The sequence below is a fragment of the Burkholderia sp. A2 genome (assembly GCF_001729305.1).
GTDB classification, from domain to species: domain Bacteria; phylum Pseudomonadota; class Gammaproteobacteria; order Burkholderiales; family Burkholderiaceae; genus Burkholderia; species Burkholderia sola.
Genome location: NZ_LZXX01000057.1, coordinates 201,006 through 227,657 on the forward strand (window position 1 = coordinate 201,006; position 26,652 = coordinate 227,657).

Annotated in this window: 20 protein-coding genes and 2 pseudogenes; 15 read left to right on the forward strand and 7 right to left on the reverse strand. The window is 68.3% G+C overall.

What is annotated here, in order from left to right:
* The first annotated feature begins 927 nt into the window (after positions 1-927).
* From wecB to A9Z05_RS05165, 5 genes are all read left to right on the forward strand, one after another.
* Positions 928-2,145, forward strand: a complete 1,218-nt coding sequence (wecB, locus tag A9Z05_RS05145; protein ID WP_069617153.1) for a non-hydrolyzing UDP-N-acetylglucosamine 2-epimerase — start codon at positions 928-930, stop codon at positions 2,143-2,145.
* 453 nt (positions 2,146-2,598) lie between these two features.
* On the forward strand, positions 2,599-3,060 hold the full coding sequence (locus A9Z05_RS05150; protein ID WP_069617154.1) for a (2Fe-2S)-binding protein: 462 nt from the start codon (positions 2,599-2,601) through the stop codon (positions 3,058-3,060).
* Entirely contained in the window at positions 3,057-5,381 is a 2,325-nt protein-coding gene (locus A9Z05_RS05155; protein ID WP_069617155.1) for a xanthine dehydrogenase family protein molybdopterin-binding subunit, read from the forward strand. Before A9Z05_RS05150 ends, A9Z05_RS05155 begins: the two co-directional genes overlap by 4 nt.
* A 175-nt stretch (positions 5,382-5,556) precedes the next feature.
* The gene (locus A9Z05_RS05160) at positions 5,557-7,386 is read left to right on the forward strand and encodes an acyl-CoA dehydrogenase (protein ID WP_069617156.1); all 1,830 of its coding nucleotides are present in this window, start codon (positions 5,557-5,559) and stop codon (positions 7,384-7,386) included.
* A 142-nt stretch (positions 7,387-7,528) separates the two neighbouring features.
* Complete coding sequence (locus A9Z05_RS05165) at positions 7,529-8,509, forward strand: NADPH:quinone oxidoreductase family protein (protein WP_069617157.1); 981 nt, start codon at positions 7,529-7,531, stop codon at positions 8,507-8,509.
* A 147-nt stretch (positions 8,510-8,656) separates the two neighbouring features.
* On the opposite strand, the gene A9Z05_RS05170 is transcribed toward A9Z05_RS05165, so the two are convergent.
* A complete protein-coding gene (locus A9Z05_RS05170; RefSeq protein WP_069617158.1) occupies positions 8,657-9,238 on the reverse strand; it encodes a PadR family transcriptional regulator in 582 nt (193 codons plus the stop codon).
* A gap of 152 nt (positions 9,239-9,390) precedes the next feature.
* Here A9Z05_RS05170 and A9Z05_RS05175 point away from each other — a divergent pair, with 152 nt between their 5' ends.
* The 6 genes from A9Z05_RS05175 to A9Z05_RS05200 all read left to right on the forward strand — a co-directional run bounded on the left by A9Z05_RS05175 (position 9,391) and on the right by A9Z05_RS05200 (position 17,261).
* Positions 9,391-11,415: an FAD-dependent oxidoreductase gene (locus A9Z05_RS05175; RefSeq protein WP_069617159.1), complete on the forward strand. Its 2,025-nt coding sequence runs from the start codon at positions 9,391-9,393 to the stop codon at positions 11,413-11,415.
* Positions 11,416-11,469: 54 nt separating this feature from the next.
* Complete coding sequence (locus tag A9Z05_RS05180; protein WP_069617160.1) at positions 11,470-11,910, forward strand: nuclear transport factor 2 family protein; 441 nt, start codon at positions 11,470-11,472, stop codon at positions 11,908-11,910.
* 437 nt (positions 11,911-12,347) lie between these two features.
* Positions 12,348-14,438, forward strand: a complete 2,091-nt coding sequence (locus A9Z05_RS05185; RefSeq protein ID WP_069617208.1) for a TonB-dependent siderophore receptor — start codon at positions 12,348-12,350, stop codon at positions 14,436-14,438.
* Between the two features lie 11 nt (positions 14,439-14,449).
* Complete coding sequence (locus A9Z05_RS05190; RefSeq protein ID WP_069617161.1) at positions 14,450-15,235, forward strand: ABC transporter ATP-binding protein; 786 nt, start codon at positions 14,450-14,452, stop codon at positions 15,233-15,235.
* The gene (locus A9Z05_RS05195; RefSeq protein ID WP_069617162.1) at positions 15,232-16,224 is read left to right on the forward strand and encodes an ABC transporter substrate-binding protein; all 993 of its coding nucleotides are present in this window, start codon (positions 15,232-15,234) and stop codon (positions 16,222-16,224) included. The genes A9Z05_RS05190 and A9Z05_RS05195 overlap by 4 nt, the downstream gene beginning before the upstream one ends.
* Positions 16,221-17,261 carry an iron ABC transporter permease gene (locus A9Z05_RS05200; protein WP_069617163.1) on the forward strand — a complete coding sequence of 347 codons (1,041 nt, stop codon included), beginning with the start codon at positions 16,221-16,223 and terminating at the stop codon, positions 17,259-17,261. Before A9Z05_RS05195 ends, A9Z05_RS05200 begins: the two co-directional genes overlap by 4 nt.
* A gap of 46 nt (positions 17,262-17,307) precedes the next feature.
* Here the strand turns inward: A9Z05_RS05200 and A9Z05_RS05205 are convergent, their stop codons facing one another.
* Together A9Z05_RS05205 and A9Z05_RS05210 are read right to left on the reverse strand one after the other, a co-directional pair.
* On the reverse strand, positions 17,308-18,690 hold the full coding sequence (locus A9Z05_RS05205) for an ATP-binding protein (RefSeq protein WP_069617164.1): 1,383 nt from the start codon (positions 18,688-18,690) through the stop codon (positions 17,308-17,310).
* Positions 18,691-19,416, reverse strand: a complete 726-nt coding sequence (locus A9Z05_RS05210) for a response regulator (RefSeq protein WP_069617165.1) — start codon at positions 19,414-19,416, stop codon at positions 18,691-18,693.
* A 245-nt stretch (positions 19,417-19,661) separates the two neighbouring features.
* On the opposite strand from A9Z05_RS05210, the gene A9Z05_RS05215 reads away from it, so the two are divergent.
* Together A9Z05_RS05215 and A9Z05_RS05220 are read left to right on the forward strand one after the other, a co-directional pair.
* Positions 19,662-20,408 carry a MipA/OmpV family protein gene (locus A9Z05_RS05215; protein WP_069617166.1) on the forward strand — a complete coding sequence of 249 codons (747 nt, stop codon included), beginning with the start codon at positions 19,662-19,664 and terminating at the stop codon, positions 20,406-20,408.
* A 283-nt stretch (positions 20,409-20,691) separates the two neighbouring features.
* Positions 20,692-21,027, forward strand: coding sequence for a hypothetical protein (locus A9Z05_RS05220; RefSeq protein ID WP_069617167.1), 336 nt, complete (start codon positions 20,692-20,694; stop codon positions 21,025-21,027).
* A 145-nt stretch (positions 21,028-21,172) separates the two neighbouring features.
* Here the strand turns inward: A9Z05_RS05220 and A9Z05_RS05225 are convergent, their stop codons facing one another.
* The 3 genes from A9Z05_RS05225 to A9Z05_RS05230 form a co-directional block, all read right to left on the reverse strand.
* Positions 21,173-22,399 (reverse strand): transglycosylase SLT domain-containing protein, encoded by a 1,227-nt coding sequence (locus tag A9Z05_RS05225; protein ID WP_069617168.1) that lies wholly within the window; start codon positions 22,397-22,399, stop codon positions 21,173-21,175.
* 230 nt (positions 22,400-22,629) lie between these two features.
* On the reverse strand, positions 22,630-22,788 hold the full coding sequence (locus A9Z05_RS36785) for a hypothetical protein (protein WP_176730143.1): 159 nt from the start codon (positions 22,786-22,788) through the stop codon (positions 22,630-22,632).
* Between the two features lie 16 nt (positions 22,789-22,804).
* On the reverse strand, positions 22,805-23,965 hold the full coding sequence (locus A9Z05_RS05230; protein ID WP_069617169.1) for a porin: 1,161 nt from the start codon (positions 23,963-23,965) through the stop codon (positions 22,805-22,807).
* 89 nt (positions 23,966-24,054) lie between these two features.
* Here A9Z05_RS05230 and A9Z05_RS05235 point away from each other — a divergent pair.
* Together A9Z05_RS05235 and A9Z05_RS37545 are read left to right on the forward strand one after the other, a co-directional pair.
* A pseudogene (locus A9Z05_RS05235) lies at positions 24,055-25,104 on the forward strand (RNA-guided endonuclease InsQ/TnpB family protein); the annotation flags it as partial.
* Positions 25,105-25,542: 438 nt separating this feature from the next.
* Positions 25,543-25,754 (forward strand): annotated as a pseudogene (locus A9Z05_RS37545) (hypothetical protein); the annotation flags it as partial.
* On the opposite strand, the gene A9Z05_RS05240 reads toward A9Z05_RS37545, so the two are convergent.
* Positions 25,727-26,617, reverse strand: a complete 891-nt coding sequence (locus A9Z05_RS05240; protein ID WP_069617170.1) for a LysR family transcriptional regulator — start codon at positions 26,615-26,617, stop codon at positions 25,727-25,729. The pseudogene A9Z05_RS37545 and the gene A9Z05_RS05240 sit on opposite strands and share 28 nt — an antisense overlap.
* Positions 26,618-26,652 lie beyond the last annotated feature (35 nt).

The following is a 26,652-nucleotide window of genomic DNA, read 5'->3' on the forward strand; positions in this document are numbered from 1 at the left end:
GGGGGCGCGCGCGGGGAACGGATGCGGCGCGCGTGCAGCCCGCGTGTTTTGATTCACTGACGAATCAGCATGAGCACGTCGCATCCGACCCCGCACGGTCGGGCGCGCGCCGCGAGCGCGTCGCGCGGCGCCCGGCCGTCCAAGCCGCAGATGCCGGCTTGCCGGGTGCGGCTTGGCATGACGGGCCGTCGTGTGCCGGTCGGCGTGCACGCGTCGGCCCCGCGATTACCACGGCGCACTGCTTTCACATGAGACAAATGGACCGGACTCCGATGTATTCGCCGGTTTCGAATCCGCGTTACACATCCGCAACATTTCCCGCGCCCCGATTCGTGTGATGCAAGGCAGCGTCGGATGTCGATGAAATCCTGCGCGCGCGACGACGGTCGACGCTCGAGTGCGCACCGCGCACTGCACAGACGAAAGGGGCGAATCGAGGCGACGCAACGCGCGTCGAAAGGTCAACGCGATCCGCATCGTCACGGGGGCGCGACCTGCATGCGCGATTCGTCGGACGACGTCGTCAGACGGATCGCGCGAACGTCCGACTGTTTATCGGTGTCGCGTCGATCCGGCGATGCGGGCGTCCGTAGCAGTTGTGAAACATTCCGTCACGTACCGTTCGCGGGCAATGGCCGCCGAGCGAAGCGGGCCGCGACGCGAGCCGGCTGGTTTGAATATTGCTGGTGTGGGAAGACGTGACGCTCGACACGGCGAGGAACGACTCATGACGTGATTGATCCAGTGCAACGGGACGCCGGTAGTACGACGATTCGCGCGGCCCGGACCGCGCGGACGAAGCGGTGCGCTCGCCCCGCAACACCGCCGCGTGTCGCTCGCGTGCGAATACGGGATGCGCCGCCCGAATACATGCTTCGCGCCACGTGCAGGATCGCCAGGCGCGAAGCGGGCTAAACGAGGACAACGATGAAGAAGATCTTGCTTGTGTTCGGGACCCGGCCGGAGGCCATCAAGATGGCGCCGCTGGTGCGTGCGCTGAAGGCGCAGGCGGATGTCGACGCTCGCGTGTGCGTGACCGCGCAGCATCGGGAAATGCTCGATCAGGTGCTGACGCTGTTCGACATCAAGCCCGACTACGATCTCAACCTGATGCGGCAAGGCCAGACGCTGACCGACGTGACGACCGGCATTCTTCAGGCGATCGGCATCGTCTTCGACGATTTTCGGCCGGACGTCGTGCTGGTACACGGCGATACGACGACCACGCTCGCGGTGAGCCTGGCCGCGTTCTATCGCTATCTGCCGGTCGGTCACGTGGAGGCCGGCTTGCGCAGCGGCGACATCTGGTCGCCGTGGCCGGAGGAGCTGAATCGCCGCGTGACCGATGCGGTGTCGTCATGGCATTTCGCCCCGACCGGGCAGGCACGCGACAATCTGCTGAGCGAGGGCGTGCCGGGCGGGGCGGTCTCGCTGACCGGCAACACCGTGATCGATGCGTTGCACGAGGTCAAGCGCATGCTCGATTGCACCGCCGCGCTGTCGGACAAGATCGCCGCGTACTTCCCGTTTCTCGAACCGTCGCGGCGCGTCGTGCTGATCACCGGCCATCGCCGCGAAAGTTTCGGCGAACCGTTCCGGCATTTCTGCGACGCGCTGTGCACGCTGGCGAACCGCTATCGCGATGCGCAGTTCGTCTATCCGCTGCACCTGAACCCGAACGTGCGGGACCCGGCGCGCGCGCGGCTCGGCGGCGTGCCCAACATCTACCTGATCGAGCCGCAGGAATACCTGTCGTTCGTATTCCTGATGTCGCGCGCGCATTTCATCATCACGGATTCGGGCGGCATTCAGGAAGAAGGGCCGGCGCTCGGCAAGCCGGTGCTCGTCACGCGCGAGACGACCGAGCGGCCCGAAGCGATTCAGGCCGGCACCGCGCGGCTCGTCGGCACCGATCAGGACCGGATCGTGTGGGAGGCGTCGCGGCTGTTCGACAGCGAGAGCGCATACGAGGAAATGTCGCGCGCGAGCAATCCGTACGGCGACGGCCACGCGAGCGAGCGGATCGTCCATGCGCTGATGCGCACGCCCGGCGTATCCACGAAGACGACCAGCTTCTCGATGGGCGCCGCGGAGATGCCGTTCAACGCGCTCACGCTCGGGTTGCAGGCGTTGCGGTCGCCGTGAGGAAGATCGCCCGCTAGCGCGTTGCGGCGCGTTCGGCGCAACCATCAAGCATCCGGTCCGGCCGCGAGGTCGCCGGATGTTTGTCTATGTGCGACCCGGAACGCACGCATCCCGACGCACTCGGAAGTCACACCAATGACACGTCCGGTCCCCGGCCGTGCCTTCTCCCCGCTTGCCTAAAACTCCCGAATCGCCGGGAGCCGACGTCAAATCCGAAATGGTTCGATAATGCGGACGGCGATCCATGCGGACGAGCGCCGGCCGGGGCGAAGGTGAAAGGTTGCGCAGGCAACCGGCCGACGGCATCGTTCGCGGCATCCGCCCGACCGTGCGTGCACGCGACACGGTCGACGAAACGGCGCCACGCCTGCCTGATCGTTCGGAATGTGCGCCGCGCCGTTCGAATCCCCACTCGATGCCTGCCCGGCGGGCATCGCAACCAGGAGGTGAACGATGATCACGCTGACCGTCAACGGTAGCGAGCAGCACTTCGACGGCAATCCCGACATGCCGTTGCTCTGGTATCTGCGCGATGTGCTCGGCCACACCGGCACCAAGTTCGGCTGCGGGATGGCGCTGTGCGGTGCGTGCACCGTGCATCTCGACGGCGTCGCGATCCGCGCGTGCATCACGCCGGTCGCGGCGGCCGCGTCCCGGCGCGTGACGACGATCGAGGGGCTGTCGACGGATCTCACGCACCCGCTGCAACAGGCGTGGCAGGAACTGAACGTCGCGCAATGCGGCTACTGCCAGTCCGGGCAGATCATGCAGGCCGCGTCGCTGCTGAAGACGAATCCCCATCCGAGCGACGCCGACATCGACGATGCGATGTCCGGCAACATCTGCCGTTGCGGCACCTATACGCGCATTCGCGCGGCGATCCGGCTGGCCGTGCGCCGCGGAGGTGATGCATGAGCGCACCCGAACTCTCCGTCCACAACGAAAGCCGCCGCGCGCTGCTGCTCGGCTTCGCATCGGGCGGGCTGCTGCTCGCGTTCGGCGTGCCGACGCTCGCGCAGGCGGCCGCGCCGGTGCAGCCGCCCGTCAGCGCGAATCCGCAGTATGGCGGCGCCGGGATGCCGCACGGCTTGCGCGACGATCCGAACCTGTTCGTTGCGATCGCACCGGACGGCACCGTCACGGTGACCTGCATCCGTTCCGAGATGGGCCAGGGCGTACGCACGAGCGTCGCGCTCGTGGTCGCCGACGAACTGGGCGCGGACTGGGTGCGAGTGAAGGTCGCGCAAGCGGTCGGCGACGAGCCGCGCTACGGCAACCAGAACACCGACGGTTCGCGCAGCCTGCGCCAGAGCTTCGCCGCGCTGCGCCGTGCGGGGGCGGCCGCGCGCACGATGCTCGCGCAGGCGGCCGCTGCCGTGTGGGGCGTCGACGTGCGCCAGGTGAAGGTGACGGTGCACGAGGTCGTCGACACGCAAAGCGGGCGCAAGCTCGGCTTCGGCGAACTGGCCGCGAAGGCAGCCGCGCTGCCGGTGCCCGATACGAAAAGCGTGGCATTGAAGGCGCCGGCCGAATTCCGCTACATCGGCAAGGGCAAGACGGCGCTGATCGACGGACGCGACATCGTCGGCGGCCGCGCGCGGTACGGGATCGATACGCGGCTCGACGGCATGCTGTATGCGGTCGTCGCGCGACCGCCGGCGTACGGCGACACGGTCGCGTCGTTCGACGCATCGGCCGCCGAGAAGCTGCCGGGCGTCGTCAAGGTCGTGCAACTGGCGTCGACGCCGCTGCCGTCCGGCTTCCAGCCGCTCGGCGGCGTGGCCGTCATTGCGCGCGATACGTGGACGGCCATCCAGGCACGCGCGCAGTTGAAGATCGACTGGAAGCGCGGGCCGCATGCGGGCTACGACTCGGCCGCGTATCGCAAGACGCTCGAAGCGGCCGCCGCGCAGCCGGGCGACGTGATCCGCAACGACGGCGATGCCGCGGCCGCGCTCGCCGGCGCCGCGAAACGCGTGCGCGCGACGTACTACGTTCCGCATCTCGCGCACGCGACGATGGAGCCGCCCGCGGCGGTGGCGCGGGTGGCCGACGGCCGCTGCGAAGTGTGGACCTGCACGCAGGCGCCGCAGACCACGCGCGACGAGATCGCGAAGGCGCTCGGCGTGCCGGCCGAGCGCGTCACGGTCAACGTGACGTTGCTCGGCGGGGGCTTCGGCCGCAAGTCGAAGCCCGATTACGTGGTGGAAGCCGCGCTGCTGTCGAAGGCGGTCGGCGCGCCGGTGAAGCTGACGTTCACGCGCGAGGACGACATCGCGCACGACTACTTCCACGCGGTGTCGCTCGAAGCGTTCGACGGCGGGATCGATGCGGCGGGGAAGGTGGTCGCGTGGCAGCATCGCACGGTGGCGCCGTCGATCCAGTCGACGTTCCGCGCCGGCGTCGTGCACGAGCAGCCGGGCGAGCTCGCGCAGGGCATCGCGGATCTGCCGTTCGCGATTCCGAACGTGCGGATCGAGAATCCGGCGGCCGAAGCGCACACGCGGATCGGCTGGTTCCGCTCGGTGTACAACATCCCGCATGCGTTCGGCATCCAGAGCTTCGTGTCGGAACTCGCGCATGCGGCCGGCCGCGATCCGAAGGATTTCCTGCTCGACCTGATCGGGCCCGCGCGGCGTTTCGAGCCGCACATCACGGTGAAAAACGTGAACTACGGCGAGGATCCGGCGCTGTATCCGGTCGATACGGGCCGGCTGCGGCGCGTGGTCGAGACGGTCGCGCGCGAAGCCGGCTGGGGGCGCAAGCTGCCGAAGGGGCGCGGGCTCGGGATCGCCGCGCATCGCAGCTTCGTGTCGTACACGGCAGCGGTGTGCGAGGTGCAGGTCGATGCGGACGGCAGGATCTCGGTGCCGCGCGTCGACATCGCGATCGACTGCGGGCCGCAGGTCAATCCGGAGCGGGTGCGCTCGCAGCTCGAGGGCGCGGTGGTGATGGGGCTCGGCATCGCGCTGCATGGCGAGATCACGTTCAAGGACGGCCGCCCCGAGCAGAGCAACTTCAACGGCTTCCAGGTGCTGCGGATGAACGAGGCGCCGCGCGAAATCCGCGTGCATCTCGTCGCGCCGGACGACTACGCGACGCCGCTCGGCGGTGTCGGCGAACCGGGCCTGCCGCCCGTCGCGCCGGCGCTGACCAACGCGATCTTCGCGGCGACCGGCACGCGCATCCGCAGCCTGCCGGTTGCCGATCAGCTCGCGAAGCCGCAGGCGGGCTGACGCGACGGCTGTCCCGCGCCGGGTCGCCCCGTGCGGCCCGGCCCACTTCCCGGATACGCGGACGAGCAGGCGCGTCGTTGTCGTTTGCGAACGACCGTGCTAAATTCCTGCCAGCACTTGGCGTCACGCAACCCTTCATTCGGCTGGCACGGCCAGCACCCCGGGAGGCAGCACGATGAGCCTGTTGATGTCGCGACGCGATCTTGCGTTCCTGCTGTATGACTGGCTCGACGCCGAAGCGCTCGTCGCGCTGCCGCGCTATGCGGAGCACAGTCGCGAGACTTTCGATGCGGTGCTCGACACCAGCGAGCGTATCGCCGAAGACCTGTTCGCGCCGCACGCGGCGCGCGGCGATCGCGAGGAGCCGCGGTTCGACGGCGAACGCGTGACGCTGATCCCGGAAGTCGAACCGGCCGTGCGCGCGTTCGCGGACGCCGGGCTGATCGCCGCGGGCCACGACGAAGCGCTCGGCGGCATGCGCTTGCCGAAACTGGTCGAAGCCGCGTCGTTCCTGTTCTTCCAGGCCGCGAACATCGCGACGGCCGCGTATCCGTTCCTGACCGTCGCCAATGCGAACCTGCTCGTCGCGCACGGCAGCGCCGCGCAGATCGACGCGTTTGCGCGCCCGGAGCTGGAAGGGCGCTTCCTCGGCACGATGTGTCTGTCCGAACCGCAGGCCGGCTCGTCGCTGTCCGACATTGCGACGCGCGCCGATTTCGAATGCGATTCGCCGCTCGGTGCGCGCTACCGGCTGACCGGCAACAAGATGTGGATTTCCGGCGGCGAGCACGAGCTCGCGGAGAACATCGTCCATCTCGTGCTCGCGAAGATTCCCGACGAGCACGGCCGGCTGCAGCCCGGCACGCGCGGCATTTCGCTGTTCATCGTGCCGAAGTTCCTGACGGGTGCCGATGGCGGCGCGAACGGCGAGCACAACGACGTCGTGCTCGCCGGGCTGAACCACAAGATGGGTTATCGCGGCACGACCAACTGCCTGCTGAATTTCGGCGAAGGGACGCGGTACCGGCCGGAAGGGCGAGCGGGCGCGATCGGCTACCTGGTCGGTCAGCCGAATCACGGGCTGGCCTATATGTTCCACATGATGAACGAAGCGCGCATCGGCGTCGGCGCGGGCGCGGTGGCGCTCGGCTACACCGGCTATCTGCATGCGCTCGACTACGCGCGCAACCGTCCGCAAGGGCGCCCGCTCGGGCCGGCCGGCAAGGATGCGGCCGCGCCGCAGGCGCCGATCGTCGACCATCCGGACGTGCGCCGCATGCTGCTCGCGCAGAAGGCGTATGTCGAAGGCGGCCTCGCGCTGATCCTGTATTGCGCGAAACGCGTAGACGAAGCGCGTGCGTACGACGATGCGGCGGTGCGCGCCGATGCCGCGCGGCTGCTCGACATCCTGACGCCGATCGCGAAAAGCTGGCCGTCGCAATGGTGTCTTGCCGCGAACGATCTCGCGATCCAGGTGCACGGCGGCTACGGCTACACGCGCGACTATGCGGTCGAACGGCTCTATCGCGACAATCGCCTGAACCCGATTCACGAAGGCACGCACGGCATCCAGGCGCTCGATCTGCTCGGCCGCAAGGTTGTGCAGGACGATGGCGCGTCGCTGCGCGCACTCGATGCACGCATCGGCGCGACCGTCGAGCGCGCGCAAGCGCTGGAGGCCGGCACGCGCGAGCAGGCCGATGCGTTGGCGCGGCGCTGGGCGCGGCTGGGCGACGTCACGCGGGAACTGGGCGCGATCGGCGATCCGCAGACGCGGCTCGCGAACGCGAGCGTGTATCTCGAAGCGTTCGGCCATCTCGTCGTCGCGTGGCTGTGGCTCGACGTGACGCTCGCCGCGCACGGGCGCGACGGCGATTTCCACGACGGCAAGCGCGCGGCGGCCCGGTACTTTTTCCGCTGGGAACTGCCGAAGGTGGATGCACAGCTCGACCTGCTGTCGAGCGTCGACACGACGACGCTCGACATGCGCGATGCGTGGTTCTGACCGTGGCTTCAACGACATTCCGGAATGCCGACGATGTTGCCGATGCCGTCGGGCATCGCATACGCGTCGTGAACCGGCCGCGCGGGGATGTCCCGCACACCGTACCGATGCCCGGCCACGCCGCGCAAGGAGAGATAAGCGCATGAAAGCCTTGTTGTGTACCGCATTCGGCCCGATCGACCGTTTGCGCATCGCGGACGTCGCGATTCCCGAACCGGCTGCCGGACAAGTCCGGATCCAGGTGAAGGCGGCGTCGCTGAACTTCCCCGACGCGCTGATCGTCCAGGGGCTGTATCAGGTGAAACCGGCGCTGCCGTTTTCGCCGGGCGCCGAGTTTGCCGGCGTGGTCGACGCGGTTGGCGAGGGCGTCACGGCATGGCGGCCCGGCGATTCGGTGATGGCGTTTACCGGCCACGGCGGGTTCGCGCAGCAGTGCGTGGCCGACGCGCACCAGCTCGCCGCGCTGCCGCCCGACATGACGTTCGAGCAGGGCGCGGCGCTCGTGCTCGCGTACGGCACGTCGCTGCACGCGCTGCAGCAGCGGGCGCGTCTGCAGGCGGGCGAGACGCTGCTCGTGCTCGGCGCGGCCGGCGGCGTCGGGATCGCCGCGATCGAGATCGCGAAAGCGCTCGGTGCGCGCGTGATCGCGGCGGCGTCGAGCGCGGACAAGCTCGCGCTGTGCCGCGAGGCGGGCGCCGACGAGACGATCGACTATGCGACCGAGGACCTGCGCCGCCGCGTCGACGAACTGACCGGCGGGCGCGGCGCCGACGTCGTCTACGATCCGGTGGGCGGCGCATACAGCGAAGCGGCGCTGCGTGCGACCGCGTGGCGCGGCCGGTTTCTCGTGGTCGGCTTCGCGGCCGGCGAGATCCCGAAGCTTGCGCTGAACCTCGCGCTGCTGAAGGAGCGCGACATTCTCGGCGTGTTCTGGGGCGATGCGGTGCGTCGCGATCCGGCGCAGCATGCGGCGAACATGCGGCTGCTCGCCGAATGGTTCGCGGCCGGCAAGGTGCGGCCCACGATCACCGAACGCGTGTCGCTGGACGGCGCGGCCGATGCGATCGCGCGGATGGCGAACCGGCGGGTGAAGGGCAAGGTGGTGATTTTGCCGGACGCGTGATCCGGTTTCGCCGCGCGCTGCTTCGACGCAGGCCGCGCGGCCTGGGCTTCACGAAAGCGGGCGCGGTGCGATCGATTGTAAAGGCGTCGCGACCCGACAGTCGGGCGCACGATGTCGATCGGCGCTGAAGCGAACGCCGCAGCGGCTTCAATCCTTCGGCAAACGCAGCGTGTCGAGCGCGAGCTGCGAAAACTCGACCCAGAACCGTTCGTTCGCGATGCCGGCCTGCAGCACCAGATGCTGCAGGCGCTTCGTGCGCGAATCGCCGGCCACCGAAGCGCCGTCCGCCGGATCGCCGTCCGCCGGATCGCCGGCCGCCAAAAAATCACGCGCCTCGATCTGCAGATACAAGTCCAGCTTTTCCTGATGCAGCGCGATGCGTCGCCGGATCTCGTCCTCGAGGCCGGCCGGCCCGAGCACGGCTTCCGCGCGCAGGCGCACCATCAACGCCTCGCGCAGCGGCGTCGGATCTTCCGGTTCGGCGATCCAGCGGCGCAATTCCTTCTTGCCGGCCGGCAGGATCCGGTACGCGCGCTTGCGGCCGCGGCCGGACTCGGCGGGCAGCGATTCGATCCAGCCCGTTTCCTCGAGACGCCCGAGTTCGCGATAGATCTGCTGGTGCGTCGCCTGCCAGAAATAGCCGATCGATCGATCGAAACGGTCGGCGAGCTCGGACCCCGAACCGGGGCGTTCGGCGAGGGCGGTGAGAAGCGCGTGAGGCAGGGACATGTCGGATCGGGGAAGGCTGCGCAATGAACCGAATCTTGCCATATCGGTGCCGCGGCACAAACGGTGGGGCCTCTTTGTGCAACATGTTGCATAAACGAAATCGACGCGCTACCATCTGTGCAACTTGTTGCATAAAAAATGGAGACGCCCCGATGACCTTCCGTTATCCGCATTTGATGACCCCGCTCGAACTCGGCTTCACGTCGCTCAGGAATCGCGTGTTGATGGGCTCGATGCACGTCGGCCTCGAGGAAGCGCCGAACGGCTTCGAGCGGATGGCTGCGTTCTATGCGGAGCGCGCGCGCGGCGAGGCCGGCCTGATCGTCACGGGTGGATTCGCGCCGAACGAGCGCGGCCGTCCGGGGCCGGGCGGTGCGATGCTGACGACCGAAGCGGAGGCCGAACACCATCGTGTCGTGACGCGCGCGGTGCACGCGGAGGGCGGCCGGATCGCGTTGCAGATCCTGCATTTCGGGCGCTACGCCTATCATCCGGCGCTCGCGGCGCCCAGCGCGCTGAAGGCGCCGATCAACCGGTTCACGCCGCATGCGTTGACGAGCGACGAGGTCGACGAGACGATCGCCGATTTCGTGCGATGCGCGGCGCTCGCGCAGCACGCGGGCTACGACGGCGTCGAGATCATGGGGTCCGAGGGCTACCTGATCAACGAATTCATCGCCGCGCGCACGAACCATCGCGACGATGCGTGGGGCGGCGCGTACGACAACCGCATCCGCTTCGCGGTCGAGATCGTGCGGCGCGTGCGCGAGCGTGTCGGCACGAATTTCATCGTCATCTACCGGCTGTCGATGCTCGATCTCGTCGAAGGCGGCTCGACGCTCGACGAGGTGATCCGGCTCGCGCAGGCGATCGAGGCGGCCGGCGCGACGATCCTCAATACCGGCATCGGCTGGCACGAGGCGCGCATTCCGACCATCGCGACCAAGGTGCCGCGCGCCGCGTATGCGTGGGTGACGCGGCAACTGATGGGCAAGGTCGGCATCCCGCTCGTCGCGACCAACCGGATCAATACGCCGGAAGTCGCCGAGCAACTGCTCGCCGACGGCTATTGCGACATGGTGTCGATGGCGCGGCCGTTCCTTGCCGATGCCGATTTCGTGCGCAAGGCGCGCGAAGGGCGCGCGGACGAAATCAACACGTGCATCGGCTGCAACCAGGCGTGTCTCGATCATACGTTCAGCGGCCGGATCACGTCGTGCCTCGTGAATCCGCGCGCGTGTCATGAAACCGAGCTCGTGATCCAGCCGGCGCCGCGGCGCAAGCGGATCGCGGTGGTCGGCGCGGGGCCGGCCGGCCTCGGCTTCGCGGTCACGGCGGCCGAACGCGGTCACGCGGTCACGCTGTACGAAGCCGGCGCCGAGATCGGCGGCCAGTTCAACATCGCGAAGAAGGTGCCCGGCAAGGAAGAGTTCAACGAGACGCTGCGCTATTTCCGCCGGCAGATCGAATTGCGCGGCATCGCGCTGCACGTCAATACGCGTGCGACCGCCGAGATGCTGTTGCAGGGGGAATTCGACGAAGTGGTGATCGCGACGGGCATCGTGCCGCGCACGCCGCCGATCGACGGCGTCGGGCATCCGAAGACGCTCGGCTATCTCGACGTGCTGCGCGACGACAAGGCCGTCGGTCGCAACGTCGCGATCGTCGGCGCGGGCGGCATCGGCTTCGACGTCGCCGAATATCTCGTTCATCGCGACGGCGGCGAGCGTGTCGATGCGGAGCGGTTCTTCAGCGAATGGGGCGTCGACCGGTCGTATGCGAATGCCGGTGGCCTGGGTGAAGCGCGGCCCGAACCGGCGGCGCGGCACGTGCACCTGCTGCAGCGCAAGGCGTCGAAGGTCGGCGACGGGCTCGGCAAGACCACCGGATGGATTCACCGTACCGCGCTGAAGGCGCGCGGCGTCGGGATGTCGTCGTCGGTCACATACCGGCGGATCGACGACGACGGCTTCCACGTGACGATCGACGGCGTCGATCAGACGCTGCCGGTGGACAACGTGGTGATCTGCGCGGGGCAGGAGCCGTCGCGCGAGCTGGCGGCGCAACTGCAGGCTGCCGGATGCCGCGTGCATCTGATCGGCGGCGCATACGAGGCCGCCGAACTCGATGCGAAGCGCGCGATTCACCAGGGCACGACGCTGGCGGCGACCCTTTGATTGATACCGCCGTTTCTGTTTCTGTTCCGTCCCACCACATGACTGGAGACTGCGATGACGCATTCCCCGCTGCATGTTCATCCCGCCGTCGCGAAATCGCTCGACACATGGCATGCGATGGTCGAACGCAAGGATTTCGGCGCGCTGGAATCGATCGTCCACCCGGACGCCGTGTTCCGTTCGCCGATGGCGTTCAAGCCGTACGGGCCCGCGCCCGCGCTGTTGATGGCGCTGCGCACGGTGATCACGATCCTCGAGAATTTCACGTATCACCGCCAGTTCGCGGCCGACGACGGCAAGAGCGTCGTGCTGGAGTTCGGCGCGACCATCGGCGACAAGGCGCTGAAGGGGATCGACATGATCCGCTTCGACGACGACGGGCGGATCGTGGAGTTCGAGGTCATGATCCGGCCGTTCAATGCGCTGCAGGCGCTCGGCGCGGAAATGGGCGCGCGGCTCGGGCAGCAGTTGCCGGCGTTCAAGACCGGCGGTTGAGCGGTGCGGCGACTATCGTGCAACCGGCTTGCGGCCGCGTAGCCGGGCTGAGCGCGCGAGGTCGTGGGTAGCCTCGACGAGGCGCGCGGCAGGCGCGCGCGTGCGGACGCACGCGTTCGCGGCACACAACCGGCCGCAGGCCGACAAGCCGTGGGTGCAGTTCGGCTTCCCGCCGTAGACGCGCGGAGCGGCAACTCGAGCTGTCAAAATCCTGACGGATCAAGTTGATATATTGTATCATCTGACGTTTTCGTCGCCGGTCGGCCGGCTGCCCGGGCCGCTCGCGTGCGACGACATCCAACGAAGATCGATACGACGTGACGAGAACCGGACACACCCCGGCGCGCGGGGAGCGGCGCCATGCCGCGCCGCGCCGGAACGCGAGCGCCTGGCGCACGCGCGCGGCACGCAGTTGCACGACCTTGGTCGGCTGCGCGATCGCGACCACCGGCGCGCTGGCCGCCGAAGCCGCCGCATCGTCGCCGGACGACCGGCGCGCGCTGCCTGCGATCAACGTTACGGCTTCGTCCGCACCGGCCGACCCGCTGACGCAGCCGCTCGAAACCGGCTCGCGGCTCGGGCTCGCGAGCCTCGACACGCCCGCGAGCGTCGAAGCCGTCACGGCCGACACTATCGACGCACGCGGCGATCGCACGGTGCTCGATGCGGTCACGCGCACCGCGGGCTTCGCGAGCGCGATCGCGCCGGGCACCGGCGGCACCGCGTTGAGCGTGCGCGGCTTCAGCGGGCAGGAATCGGTGATGACGCTGCTCGACGGCGTGCGGCTGATGCCGGCCGCCGGCACGAGCACGTTTCCGTTCGACACGTGGTCGGTCGAGCGCATCGAGGTGTTGCGCGGCCCGGCATCGGTGCTGTACGGCGAAGGGGCGATCGGCGGGGTCGTGAGCGTGGTGCCGAAGCGGCCGCAGCGCACGCGCGAGACGACGCTGCAGGCCGGCGTCGGCCCCGACGGCGCGAAGCGCTTCGCGTTCGATACGACAGGCGCGCTCGGCCCGCGGGCGTCGTACCGCTTCTACGCGAGCAATGCGCGCGCGAACGGTCTCGCCGAGCGGGCCGACACGCATGCGACGGCCATCGGCGGCGCGCTGACATTCGACGTGAGCCCGCGACTCACGCTGACGCTTGACTACGACTACGGGCGCCAGATGCCCGCGACGTACTATGGCGTGCCCGCGCCGAACGGCGTGCTCGATTCGTCGCTGCGCAAGCTGAACTACACGGTTGGCGATGCGACGATTTCGTACTACGACCAGTGGACGCGCCTGTCGGCCAGCTACCGGCCCGCGCCCGGCGTGGCGATCGACAATCAGCTCTACTACCTGACGTCGAACCGCCACTGGCGCAACGCCGAATCGTATGCGCTCGACGCGGCGACGGGGCGCGTCGCGCGCGGGGACTATCTCGACATCGGCCACCATCAGCGGCAGATCGGCGACCGGCTGAGCGTGCGCATCGACGGCACGCTGTTCGGTCGCGCGAACCGTTTCGTCGTCGGCACGGAATTCAGCCGGATCACGTTCAGCGGCATCAACAATTCGCCGTACGGCGGCGAAACGTCGGTGCCGGCGCACGGCTTCGATCCCGGCGTATTCACGAGCCCCGACCCGACCGTGCCGCAGTTCGGCACGCGCGTGCGGCAGGCGGCGGTATTCGCGGAGAACCGGCTCGACGTGCTGCCGCGGCTCGCGTGGGTGAGCGGCCTGCGCTACGACCACATCGCGTTCAGCCGCGAACAGGCGGCGACCGGCGCGGGCTTCGACAAGCGGTTCGCGAACGTCGGCTGGCGCACCGGTTTCGTGTTCGACATCGCGCCGACGTTCAGCGCGTATGCGCAGTACACGACGGGCGCGGAGGGCGTCGGCTCCCTCGTGACGCTGTCCGCGTCGCAGGCGGGCTACCGGCTCGCGACCGGCGAACAGTGGGAAGCCGGGCTCAAGCAGACGCTGCTCGACGGTCGCGCGTACTGGACGTTCGCGGTGTACGACATCACGAAGCGCAACCTGCTCAGCACCGACCCGTTCAATCCGGCGCTGCGCCAGCAGGTCGGCCGGCAGTCGTCGCGCGGCGTCGAGCTGACCGGCGGCGCGCGGCTGCCGCGCGGCTGGACGATCGATGCGAACGTCGCGCTGCTGCGGGCACGCTACGACGCATTCAACCAGGCGGTCGGCGGCGCGACGGTGTCGCGGGCCGGCAACGTGCCGTCCGGCGTGCCGCAGCAGACGGCAAACCTGTGGCTCGGCTGGGCGTTCGCCGAGCGCTGGCGCGCGGATGCGGGCGTGCGCTACGTCGGCGCGACGTACGGTGACGACGCGAATCGCGTGCAAGTGCCGTCATACACGGTGTTCGATGCGTCGCTGCGCTGGCAGCCGACGTCACGCACCGAACTCGCGCTGTATCTGCGCAATCTCGCGAACCGTACGTACGCGGTGACGACGTCGAACGGCGGCGAGCAATGGCTGCTCGGCCCGTCGCGCTCGGCGGAGCTCGTCGCGACGATGCGCTTCTAGGGCGGGACGGCATGCGTCCCGTCACCCACATGCTCGATATCGAACGCGTGAGCTGGTCTGCCGGCGGCGCGATCGACGTGCTCGATTCGGTGACGCTGACGGTGGCCGAAGGCGAATTCGTCGGGCTGGTCGGCCCGAACGGCAGCGGCAAGACGAGCCTGCTGCGCTGCGTGTTCCGCTACGCGCGTCCCGACGCGGGCCGCGTCGCGCTCGACGCGCAGGACGTGTGGCGCATGCGGCCGCGTGCGGTCGCGCAGCGCATCGCGGTGCTGCAGCAGGAAACGCCGGACGATTTCGGGCTGACGGTCGACGAACTGGTCGGCATGGGCCGCACGCCGCACAAGCGGCCGTTCGATGCGGAGTCGGCCGACGATCGCCGGATCGTCGAATCCGCGCTGCACGATGTCGGCCTCGTCGAGCGTCGCGCACAGCGCTTCGCGTCGCTGTCGGGCGGCGAGAAGCAGCGCGCGCTGCTGGCGCGCGCGCTCGCACAGCAGCCCGAGCTGTTGTTGCTCGACGAACCGACCAACCATCTCGACCTGCGTCATCAGCTCGAACTGCTTGCGCGCGTGCGCCGCCTCGGCATCGCGACGCTCGCGACGATTCACGACCTCAATCTCGCGGCCGCGTATTGCGACCGGCTCCATGTGCTCGCGCACGGCCGCGTCGTCGCGTCCGGCGCGCCGGACGACGTGCTGACCGAAGCGCTGCTGCGCGACGTGTTCGGCGTCGCCGCGCTCGTCGATCGCCATCCCGTCACGGGCCGCCCGCGCATCACGCCGCTTCATCCGGAATGACCGCCATGCCGTTTCCTGTTCTGTCCTCCCTCTCCCGCCGGTTCGTTGCCGCTGCCGTGCTCGGCGGCGCGGCCGCTCACGCGCTCGCCTATCCCGTCACCGTGCGCAGTTGCGATCGCGACGTGACGTTCGAGCGCGCGCCGATGCGCGCGGTCAGCAACGACGTGAACCTGACCGAGATGATGCTCGCGCTCGGCCTGAAAGACCGGCTCGTCGGTTATACGGGCATCGGCGGCTGGAAGACGGGCACCGCGCGCGTACGCGACGCATTGCGGGGCGTGCCCGAACTGGCGAGTCAGTATCCGTCGCTGGAAGTGCTGGCCGCCGCGCGCGCCGACTTCTATCTCGCGGGCTGGAACTACGGAATGCATGTCGGCGGGCCGGTGACGCCCGCGACGCTCGCGCCGTTCGGCATCCGCACGTACGAACTGACCGAATCGTGTTCGCACGTGATGAAGCAGTCGGCCGCGTCGTTCGACGGCGTGTTCCGCGACCTGACCAATCTCGGCCGGATCTTCGGCGTCGATGCGCGCGCCGCGCGGGTCGTCGCCGGGATGCGCGCGCGGCTCGCGGCGGTGTCGCGCGCGATCGGGCGGCCGGCGCCGCTGCGCGTGTTCGTGTACGACAGCGGCACCGACAAGCCGATGACGGCGGGCGGCCTCGCGATGCCGACCGCGCTGCTCGCGGCGGCGGGCGCGCGCAACGTGATGGACGACCTGCCGCGCAGCTGGACCCAGGTGAGCTGGGAAAGCGTGGTCGCGCGCGATCCGCAGGTAATCGTGATCGTCGACTATTCGGCGGTCACGGCTGCGCAGAAGCAGCAGTTCCTGTCGAGCCAGCCCGCGCTCGCGCGCGTGGCCGCGATCCGCGACCGGCGCTTCGTCGTGATTCCGTACGATGCGGCGACGCCGGGCCCCGAGAACGTCGCGGCCGTCGAGACACTCGCCCGCGCGCTGTATCCGGCCGCATTCGCGGCAGCGGCACGATGAGCGTGCGCGGGGAGGCGGCGCGGCTCCGCATGCGCGCGGTGCTGCCGGGGCTGGCCGTGCTGCTGATCGTGTCGATCGTCGTGTCGGCCGCGTTCGGCCCGGCGCCGATCGCGATGCCGGCCGCGGTGCGGATGGTCGCCGCGCACGTCGCGTCCGCGCTCGGCGGCGCCGACGCGTTCGCGGCCGCCGCGGGCGACGACAGCATCGTGTGGCTGATCCGGATGCCGCGTGCGCTGCTGGCCGCGATCGTCGGCGCGACGCTGGCGGCGGTCGGCGTCGCATTGCAGGCGGCGACCGCGAACCGCCTGGCCGATCCGCACCTGCTCGGCGTGAGCGCGGGCGCGATGCTCGGCGCGATCGCGGTCACGGTGGTGGCGGGCGCCGCGTTCGGCCCGTTCACGCTGTCGGCCGCCGCGTTCGGGGGCGCGCTTGCAGCCACCGCGTGCGTGGTCGCGCTTGCTTACCGGAGCGGCCGGCTCGAATCCGACCGGCTGCTGCTCGCGGGCGTGTCGGTGTCGTTCATGATGGCCGCGTTCGGCAACCTGCTGCTGTATCTCGGCGACCAGCGCGCCGCGTCGTCGGTGCTGTTCTGGATGCTCGGCGGCGTCGGGCTCGCGCGCTGGGATCTGCTGCCGGTGCCGGCCGTGTGCGCGGTGCTTGCCGGCGGCGCGCTCTATGCGCGCCGGCGCGAACTGAATGCGCTGATGTCGGGCGATGTCGCCGCCGCGTCGCTCGGCGTGCCGAGCGCGCGGATGCGGCGCGAGGTGTTCGTCGTCGCGTCGTTCGCGACGGGCGCGATGGTCGCGGTCAGCGGCGCGATCGGCTTCGTCGGGCTCGTGACGCCGCATCTGTGCCGTCGCGTCGTCGGCGCCGAGCACGGCCGGCTGCTGCCGGTCGCCGCGCTGGCGGGCGCGATCCTGCTCGTGTGGGCCGATGTCGCCGCGCGCACGCTCGCGGTGCCGGAGGATCTGCCGATCGGCATCGTGACCGCGCTGTTCGGCAGCCTGTTCTTCGTCGCGCTGCTGCGCCGGCGCTGACAGCGCGCGGCAGGCGACGGGGCGGGCGGGGGCGCCGCCCGTTTCGTCAAAGCGGGACGACGCTACGCGTGCCGCTGCGGCGGCGCGCATCGGCGTGCCGGGTCGCGACGTCGTGCGCGACGTCGAAAAGGCTGTCGGGCAGCGTGCGCACGGGCAGCGTGATCACGAAGCGCGCGCCGCCGAGCGGCGAATCCTCGAGCCGCACGTCGCCGCCGTGCACCTGCGCGACGCGCCGCACGATCGCAAGCCCGAGCCCGAAGCCGCCGGTCTGCCGGTCGCGGCTCGAGTCGAGTCGCTGGAACGGCTCGAACACGCGGGCGCGCTCGGCGGGCGGAATGCCGGGGCCATCGTCGTCGACGCTCAGCACGAGCGCACCGGAGCGGTCGCGGGCAGCGGCCAGCACGACCTTGCGCGACGCATAGCGCGCGCCGTTGCGGATCAGGTTCAGCAGCGCGCGGGCGACGAGCTTCGGATCGCAGACGTGGGTCGCGGCCGCGTCGAGCGTCGACACGTCGAGCGCGATGCCGCGCTCGGCGATGTCGTCCGCGACGTTGCCGGCGACGCTGTCGATCAGCGCGTCGACGACGACCTCCATCGGCGCGAGCTCGCTCGCCCCCTGTTCGAGCCGGCCGATCGTCAGCAGTTCGGTGACGAGTTCGTCGAGTTCGCGCACGTCGCGCCGCAGCGCGTCGCGGCGCTCGCGCATCCGGCCCGTTTCGTCGGCGTCGGCGAGCAGTGCGAGCCCGAACTCGAGTCGCGCGAGCGGCGTTTTCAGTTCGTGCGAGATGCCGTGCATCATTTCGCGCTGCTGCTTGATCGACGCCTCGATGCGCGCGGCCATGTCGTTGAACTGCTGCGACAGCTCGTAGATGTTCGATTTACCCGACACCTTCACGCGCGTCGACAGCATCCCGGCGCCGAACGCGCGCGCGGCGTCCTGAAGCCTGCGAATGTCGCGCCAGTGATAGTGAATCCACAGCACCACCGCGAACAGCGTCGCGAGCGCGAGCAGCATGTACGCATAGATGCGGATGTCGAGGTCCGGCGCTTCGATCGGGCGCGCATGCAGCACCGAGCCGTCCGCGAGCGGCATGTAGTAATCCTTGCCGTTGTAGCTGATCGCGATCCTGCCGGCGTCGAGATCGCGCAGCGGCGCGCCGCTCAGTTGCGCGCGTGCGTCGGCCATCGACATGAAGCCGAACCCTTCGCGGCCGTGCAGCGCGAGTTCGCGCAATGCGAGTTCGCGCTGCGCGCCCGGATGGCGTTCGAGGTAGTCGTTCAGCACGAACGAATAGGTCGTCAGCGAGTCGCGTTGCGCCTGCGCGCCGCGCTCGTAGAAGATCCGGTCGAACGACAGCTGGATGAAGATGATCGACGCGCCGACGAACAGGATCACGACGAGGTACAACCGAAGCAACGGGCGCAGCATTTATTCTTCCCACGCAGAAGGGCTGAACAGGTAGCCGCGACCCCAGATCGTCTTGATCTTGTGCGGCTCCGACGACGCATCCTCGAAGCGGCGGCGCAGCTTCGAGATGCCTGAATCGACCGAGCGGTCGAGCCCGTCGAATTCGATCCCGCGCAACTGCTTCAGGATGTCGTCGCGGCTCAGCACGGTGCCGGCCGCGCGCGCGAGGATCAGCAGCAGGTTGAATTCGGCGGTCTTCAGCTCGACCGGCTCGCCGCGCCACGTGACGGTGCGGTTCGGCGGCGAAATGGCGAGCTCGCCGAATACGAGCGCGTCGGGCGCGACCGCGGGCGTTTCCGCCGCGGGCGGTTGCGCACGGCGCAACAGCGCGCGGGCGCGCGCGACGAGCACGCGCGGCTCGATCGGCTTGGTGACGTAGTCGTCGGCGCCCGTCTCGAGCCCGGCGACCTGGTCGTACACGTCCGCGCGTGCGGTCAGGATCAGCACGGGGACGTTGGTGAACGCGCGAATGCGCCGGCAGACCTCCATGCCGTCCAGATTCGGCAGCATCAGATCGAGTATCACGAGGGCCGGCTGGTGCTCGCGAACCGCCGCGACGGCGAGGTCGCCGCGCCGCACGACCGTCACCGCGAATTCATAGCCGTCGAGGTATTCGCGGACGAGCTGCGCGAGGCGGTCGTCGTCCTCGATCAGCAGCACGCGGTATTTGAGCGGAACTTCGTTCATGGTTTCCTCGGGATGCACGCGCCATCTCCCACCCGGCAGACCGACGGGCGGCGCGGCACGCGAATTCTATCCGGCGGATCGACCGCCGGGGCAGCGGGGCGACAATCGCGAACAATCGAACACAATTGAGCACACATTCGCCGCACATTCGGGACAGTCTCGGCGCGGGGCGGCACCTAGACTGCGGGCTTCGTTACTCATATCTCAATATTGTGCGCCCATCCCTTCGCCGCTACCGCTATTGCATGCCGCTCGCCGGCCTGACCCTCGCCGCCGCCGCCCACGCGGAAAACCAGTATTCGTTGTCGCTCGGCGGCGGGGTCGCCCCGCGCTACCAGGGCAGCAAACAGTATCGCGGCGTCGTTGCGCCGTCGTTTTCCGCCACGTTCGGCAATGGCTTCTTCGTCGACAGCACGCAGGGCGCCGGCTACCGGCTGGACCTGCCGCACGGGGCGTTCGTGTCGGCGGCGGTGAACTACGACGCGGGCCGCGCGGACGAGAACCGCTTCGACCTGCCGGGCTCCGACTACCTGAAGGGCATGGGCCGGATTCCGGGCTCGGTGCTCGTCGGCGTGCGCGCCGGCGTGACGTTCTTCGACACGGCGGAACTGAGCGTCACGATCGATACGCCGGTGACGCACACGTCGCGCGGCGTGTCGGGGCACGTGGATCTCGCGGTGCCGGTGCTCAAGACGTCGCAGCACGAGATCATCGTGACGGGCACCGTGCACGCGGGCTCGGGACGCTACATGCAGACCTTTTACGGCGTGACCGACGCACAGTCGATGACGAGCCGGTTCCGGCCGTATTCGGCGAGCGGCGGGATCGACAGCGCGTCGATGGCGGTCGCATGGAACTGGACGCTGTCGCGGCACTGGTCGGTGCTCGCGACCGGCGGGGTGACGCGGTTGCTCGGCCGCGCCGGCGACAGCCCGATCGTCCAGTCGCGCAGCAACTATTACGGCATCGCGGGCGTCACGTACAAGTTCTGAGCGGATTGTCGACGCGGGCTGGCGCGCGCGGCGCGCACACGATGTGTCGGCGTCGCGCCGTCGCCGCGAACCGCGTGCGGTAACATGCGGGCGGGTTCGGCGTCAGGCCGGGCCTGCGACGCCGGGGCGCCGACGTGGCCCCGGCCGAGTCGCGACAGGCCGCCATGCGCGGGCCGGCTCCGGCAGGAAACGGCTGGCAGCGTGGGGAACCGATCATGCATGCGATGCCCGGTCGTGCACGAATGCCGCACATGGGCCGCCGGGCCGCGACAGGGAGAAACGGATGAAGAATACGATCGCGATGCTCATTGCACTCGTTGCGAGCGCAACCTTTGCAGGATGTGCGGACATGGACACGAAGCACCCCAACGCCACCGCCGGCGGCGCGGCCAGGGCCCCGTTGCAGCCGGGCGCCGCGCAAGTATGCAAGGCGGACGCCGCGCCGGACGATGCGCTGGTCGGCAAGACCGAGACCGATGCGGCCGCGCTGCTCGGCGGCTGCCTGTGGCGCGTGCTCGAGCGCGACGGGAAGTCGTTGCCGGGCACGATGGATTACCGGGAGGAGCGCCGCAATCTCGGTATTCGTGACGGGAAAGTGATCTGGGTGCGGCGCGGGTGACGGCCGTATGACGATTTCACGACCGGACTCGTCGACGTCGCGCGATCTGCGCGCGTATTTCACGGAGCGTGGCACGGCCGCGCCCGAACTGCCGCCGACCGCACGGAAATAATCGCCGCGATGCGCAAGCGATCGGGCCCGCGCGTTACTTCGAGATGTACCACAGCGCGTCCGCGCTGGCGCGCGACGGCTGAGCGGTCGCAGCCGGTCCTTGAGCCGGCGCGGGCGGCGGCGTATTCGACGTGATTGCGGTCGGCAGCGTGGCGGGAATATTCGCGGTCGAAGGCGAGGCCGCCGCCGTTCCCGACGTCGACGGCGTATTCACGTACCACAGCGCATCGGCCGACGCGGTGCGTTTCGCTGCCGCCTTGGACGCCGTGTTTGTCGCCGCATTCGTCGTCGTCCCTGCCGACTTCTTCGATGCCGAGGCCGATTCCCCGGCCGTCGCCGTCCCGGCCGTCCCGGCCTGCGCGGTCATGCCTGCGGCCGCCGCACTGCGCTGCGCGCGCGCTTCGAACGGCCCGAGCTGGAAGATCAACGTTTGCGCGGGACGCGTCACGACGGCATACGGAAACTGCAGCTCCCACGACATCAGCACGCGCCCGGCCGACGTCTCGGTGAAGATCGCCGGCACGTGTTTCATGTCGCTGAACTGCACATAGACCCGCGCGCCGTCGTCGAACACCTGGGTCGGCTTGGCCTGGTCGGCGCCGGTGACCGTCCATCCGAAGTTGTACGTGCCGGCCGGCCCGGCGGGGCCGCCCTGCGGCGGCGGAGGCGCAGAGCCCGGCGAGATCGTGCGTGCGCGCGTGACGGGCGGCGCCGACACGCTCAGGCTCGCGAACGGGTTGTACGTCTGTGCCTGTTGCGGCGGCGTAAAGGACGGTGGAAGGATGGGCATGGGAGTATCCGGCGAATCCGGCATGGTCCGGATTGCATCATAGACCTTGCGCGCATACGCGAGGCGCTTGTCGGGCGATGCGGAGTTGTACGCGCCGATCGCGTTCCAGTTGGGGCCGAGCTGGCGGATGTTCTGCGACAGGATCCACGCGCCGACGTACGCGTTCGTGCAGGCATCGAACAGGCTTTCCCGCGTGATCCCTTCGCGCGCGAGCGTCGGCAGCCACGTGCTGTTGATCTGCATCAGCCCGATGTCGACCGTGCCGTTGGTATTCGTGTTCACCGCGTTCGGATTCATCCCCGACTCGACCTGCGCGATGCCGCGCATCAGGGCGACGCTCACGTGCTGGAACGCGGCCGCGTCGTCCAGGCAATCGGCCCGCGCGACGCCAGAGAGCGCGCACGAGAGCGCGATCGTCGAGGCGATGGTCAGCGTGTGGCGGCTGAGCGGGCGAGCAGTATGACGCGGCATGGCAGGATGGGGCGGAATCCGACCGCCCGGTGCAAGGAAATTACGCAGACGCGAAGTGTGCCATAGCAGGCGGGCAAATGGCTCACGTCAAACTTTCCTTTGCATTTGCCCGTGCGGGCACCGCGCACTTTTATCGCGCCGGATCACGGTTCGAGGCGATCGCGGATCGGTAAAAATGGCCGGCATTGGCGTGAGTGCCGATGCAATGGCGGCGATGGAAACCTGACGTATTACGTCAGGCGCACGATGAAACCGGCGATGAAGCGGGCGAACAGGAAAATCGCCCGGCAGACGTTGGCGGCGCGAAAGAAAAGGATAAAAAATCGGCGGCCGAAGCCGCCGTTTGCGCCATGCGGATTCGGCCTGCCGCGCGGCGCGCGGCAGGCCATCCTCAGGTAGTCGCCGTCAGAAACGGTGACGCAGCCCGAGGTTGACCATCGTCTGCGAGCTCGTGCCCGCGTAACCGTACGAACCGATCGATGCCTGCGCGGCCATCGAGCCGCCGTTGCCGTCGCCGGTCTGGCCGCTCGCGTGCTGGTACGCGGCGGTCAGATAGACGTCGGTGCGCTTGGACAGGTTGTAGTCGGCGCCGGCCGATACCTGGTGATAGGTCGCCGACGTGTCGCCGCCCGAGCGCGTGTAGCTGTAGCCGACGCCGACGAGCAGCGCGTTCGTCGCCTGGTAGTTCACGAAACCTTGCCCCGTGTTGTAGTGCTCGTTCGAGCCGAACACCGAGCTTGCGTCGCGGCGGTACTGTGCGTTGCTGTAGCCGACGCCGAACGTGAACGGGCCGGCGACGTACTGGCCCGCGATGCGTGCGATGCCGAACGCGTGCGCGCTCGCATAGCCGCTGTTGATCGGGCCGTCGAACGTGCCGTCCGACGAGCTCGTCCAGCCGTTGCGCACGCCGTTCGACGCGGGGCTGTTGGTCGCGTGGAAGTAGCCACCCGCGACGCTGAACGGCCCGTTGTTGTACGACACGGCGGCCGAGTAAGACTGCGCGGCGCCGGTGCTGCCGGCGATGCCGCCGAACGAGTACATCGCCGCGAACTGCAGGCCCGAATAGACGGCCGACGTGTACTTGACCGCGTTGTCGACGCGGAAGCTGTTGTCGTAGTTGTCGACGTCGCCCGGCGTCGCGAACGCGCTGCCCAGATAGTTGTCGGCGGTGATGCCCTGCACGAGATCGACGAGCGGGTCGTACTGCCGGCCGAACGTGAGCGTGCCGTAGCGGTCGCTCGTCAGGCCGACGAAGGCCTGACGGCCGAACAGGCGGCCGCCCTGGCCTTGCCGGCCGTTGCTCGGGTCGAAGCCGTTCTCCAACTGGAACAGCGCCTTCAGACCGCCGCCGAGGTCCTCGGTGCCTTTCACGCCCCAGCGGCTGCCGGCCAGGTTGCCCGCGCTGCTGTTGCCGAGCATCCATGCGTTGTCCTTGCCTTGGGCATGGTTCACATAGGTGATCGACGTGTCGATCACGCCATACAACGTGACGCTCGACTGCGCATGCGCGACGGACGTCGCCGCCAACGACGCGAGGGCAATCATCGAGAGGGCCGTGCGTTTCATTAGTTGCTCCGAGAAACCCCGTCCTTCAGGACGGGGAGGAAAGGGGTGCTGTTGACAGACAGCTTCTTCCACGGGTTAGGATCACCGGCATGATCCTTGTCTACCGCTACCGCGTGAAGTCGCTCAACGGACTGCTTAACAAGCAGAGCCGCGCGGTGAACTATGTCTGGAACTTCTGCAACGACACGCAGAAGCACGCGCTCAAGTGGAGCAAGAAGTGGCCGACCGGTTTCGACTTGAATGTGCTCACGACCGGCAGCAGCAAGGCGCTCGGCATCCACTCCGGCACGATCAACGCGACGTGTGAGCAATACACGAAGTCGCGCAGCCAGCACCGTCGCCCGTACCTGCGCTATCGCGGCAGGAAGTCGCTCGGCTGGGTGCCGCTGAAGGGACGTGACCTGAAGCGCGAGGGCGATGCGTTCCGTTTCGCCGGCAACACCTTTCGCGTGTTCAACAGTCGACCGCTTCCCGAAGGCAAGATCAAGGACGGGAGCAACTTCGCGCAGGACGCGCGTGGCAACTGGTTTCTCAACATCGTGATCGAGATGCCCGATGTTCAGGCCCGCCCGATCCGTTCCGGCGTCGGCATCGATCTCGGCCTGAAAGACTTCGCCACACTTTCGACCGGCGAAAAGCTGCCCAATGACCAATTCGGTCGACGAGCGGCGGAAAAGCTGGCGAAAGCGCAACGGGCACGAAAGCACAAGCGGCATATCGCGAAGCTGCACGCCAAGGTCGCGAATGCGCGTGCCGATTTCCAACACAAGCTCGCGCTCGATCTGGTGCGGCGCTTCGATTACATCGCGGTTGGCAACGTATCTGCCGTCAAACTTGCCAGAACCAGGATGGCGAAAAGCGTCTACGACGCATCCTGGTCGTCCTTCCGAAACAAACTCCATTACAAAGCGATCGCGCACGGAGCCACGTTCGAGGAAGTCGACGAAAGCGGTTCGACCCAGTCCTGTTCGGCGTGCGGGTCGAAAGACAGCACGACGCGGCCGAAAGGTATCGCGGGACTGCGAATAAGAGAGTGGACCTGCAGTGACTGTGGTGTCGAACATGATCGTGATATCAACGCTGCGTTGAACATTCTCCGATGCGGACGTGCATCGCCAGATGTGGGAATCCTCTCCCTTCAGGGAGGGGAGGACGTCAACTCCTTTGCGCATGGGTGTGGGTTCGTGAGCCGGAAGGGCACGAGACTACAGAGCCGCACTGAAACGGCAAAAATGGAATTCTTCGTTGTGGCCTGATGCAGACAGGGATGTTTCCCGGAATTCACCGTTGAGGGATCGGGATTATTGATAAGCGCGTATCAATGGGTTGCCATTCCGCCGGTTTTTCAGTGGGCTTTGCGCATGTCGTGATAATTCGGCGTGTTTTGCGGGTGAACTACCGCAATCTCGATATTGTTTTCGATCCGTCAAATCGTTATTTAACGAATTGAATCGGCTGCGCTGAAATGAATGTGATAGATGCGCGTCGCGCGTGAGCGGTGACGGCCTCGTCTCGCCACGTCACGAACCGTCGGTGCGTCGTAGCCGCCGCACGTTGAAACTCGGGCCGCGAACTCGCCTTGGCTCGTCAACGCGCCGCATCCGGTCGCGGCCGGGCTGCCGGCCGGCGCGACGAACGCGTACGGCAAGCAGGCGCCGATGAGCCGGGGCAAGCCGGGCTCGGCGCGATCACGATCGCGACCGTGTACGGTCAACCCGACAACGCCGCGATCTTCGCGTACGAGAAAGGCGCGACGATGGACTACGAAACGCTCGCGCCCGCGCGCCGCCGCGACGCCGCCTCGATCAGTTGCGCCAGCGCTTGCGCGGGCTCCGACATCGTGCGCCGTGCACGATGCACGAGCCCGATGTCGCGGTGAAACGTGTGATGCCCGAGGTCGATCGCGCGCACGCCGGCCGGCCAGCGGCGATACACGGCGGTCTGCGGCACGATCGCGATGCCGACGCCGTTTTCGACCAGCTTGACGATCGCGTCGAGCTCGTCGAGTTCGCAGGTGTCGCGCACCGCGATGTGCATCTTGCGCAGAAAGCGGTCGACCTGACGGCCGCCGAACGACGCGCGATCGTAACGCACGAACGGTTCGTTCGCGAGCAGGGCGGTCCAGTCCTTGCCCTTCACGCCGCGCGGCACGATCAGCCGGAACGGTTCCTGCGCGAGGGTCGTCCAGTGCAGGTCGCTCTGCAGTGCGAACGGCGGCCGGATGATCGCGGCCATGTCGATTTCGCCCGCGTCGACCCGGTTGACCAGCTCGATCGACAGCCCCGGTATCACGCGCGTGCGGCACCCGGGGTGCCGGCGATGGAAATCGGCCAGCGCGGCCGGCAGCAGCGCGCTCTGCACCGACGCGATCGCGCCGATCGTCACGCGCACGGCGTCCGGCGAGCCGGGCGCGGTCGAGCTCAGGTTCTCGTACAGGCCGATCAGCGCCTGCGCCTGGTCGAGCACGTGATGGCCCCGCTCGTTGAGCCGCGCCGATCGCCCTTGCCGGTCGAACAGCGCGAAACCGAGCTCGGCTTCGAGGCGCTGCATCTGCGCGCTCACGGCCGCCTGCGTGAGCCCGATACGATTGCCGGCCGCGGCAAAGGTGCCTTCGCGGGCGACGGCGACGAGGGTTTTCAGCTCGCGAATCATTCATCAATTTCGTTTGTGAATCAGCCAATTTTATA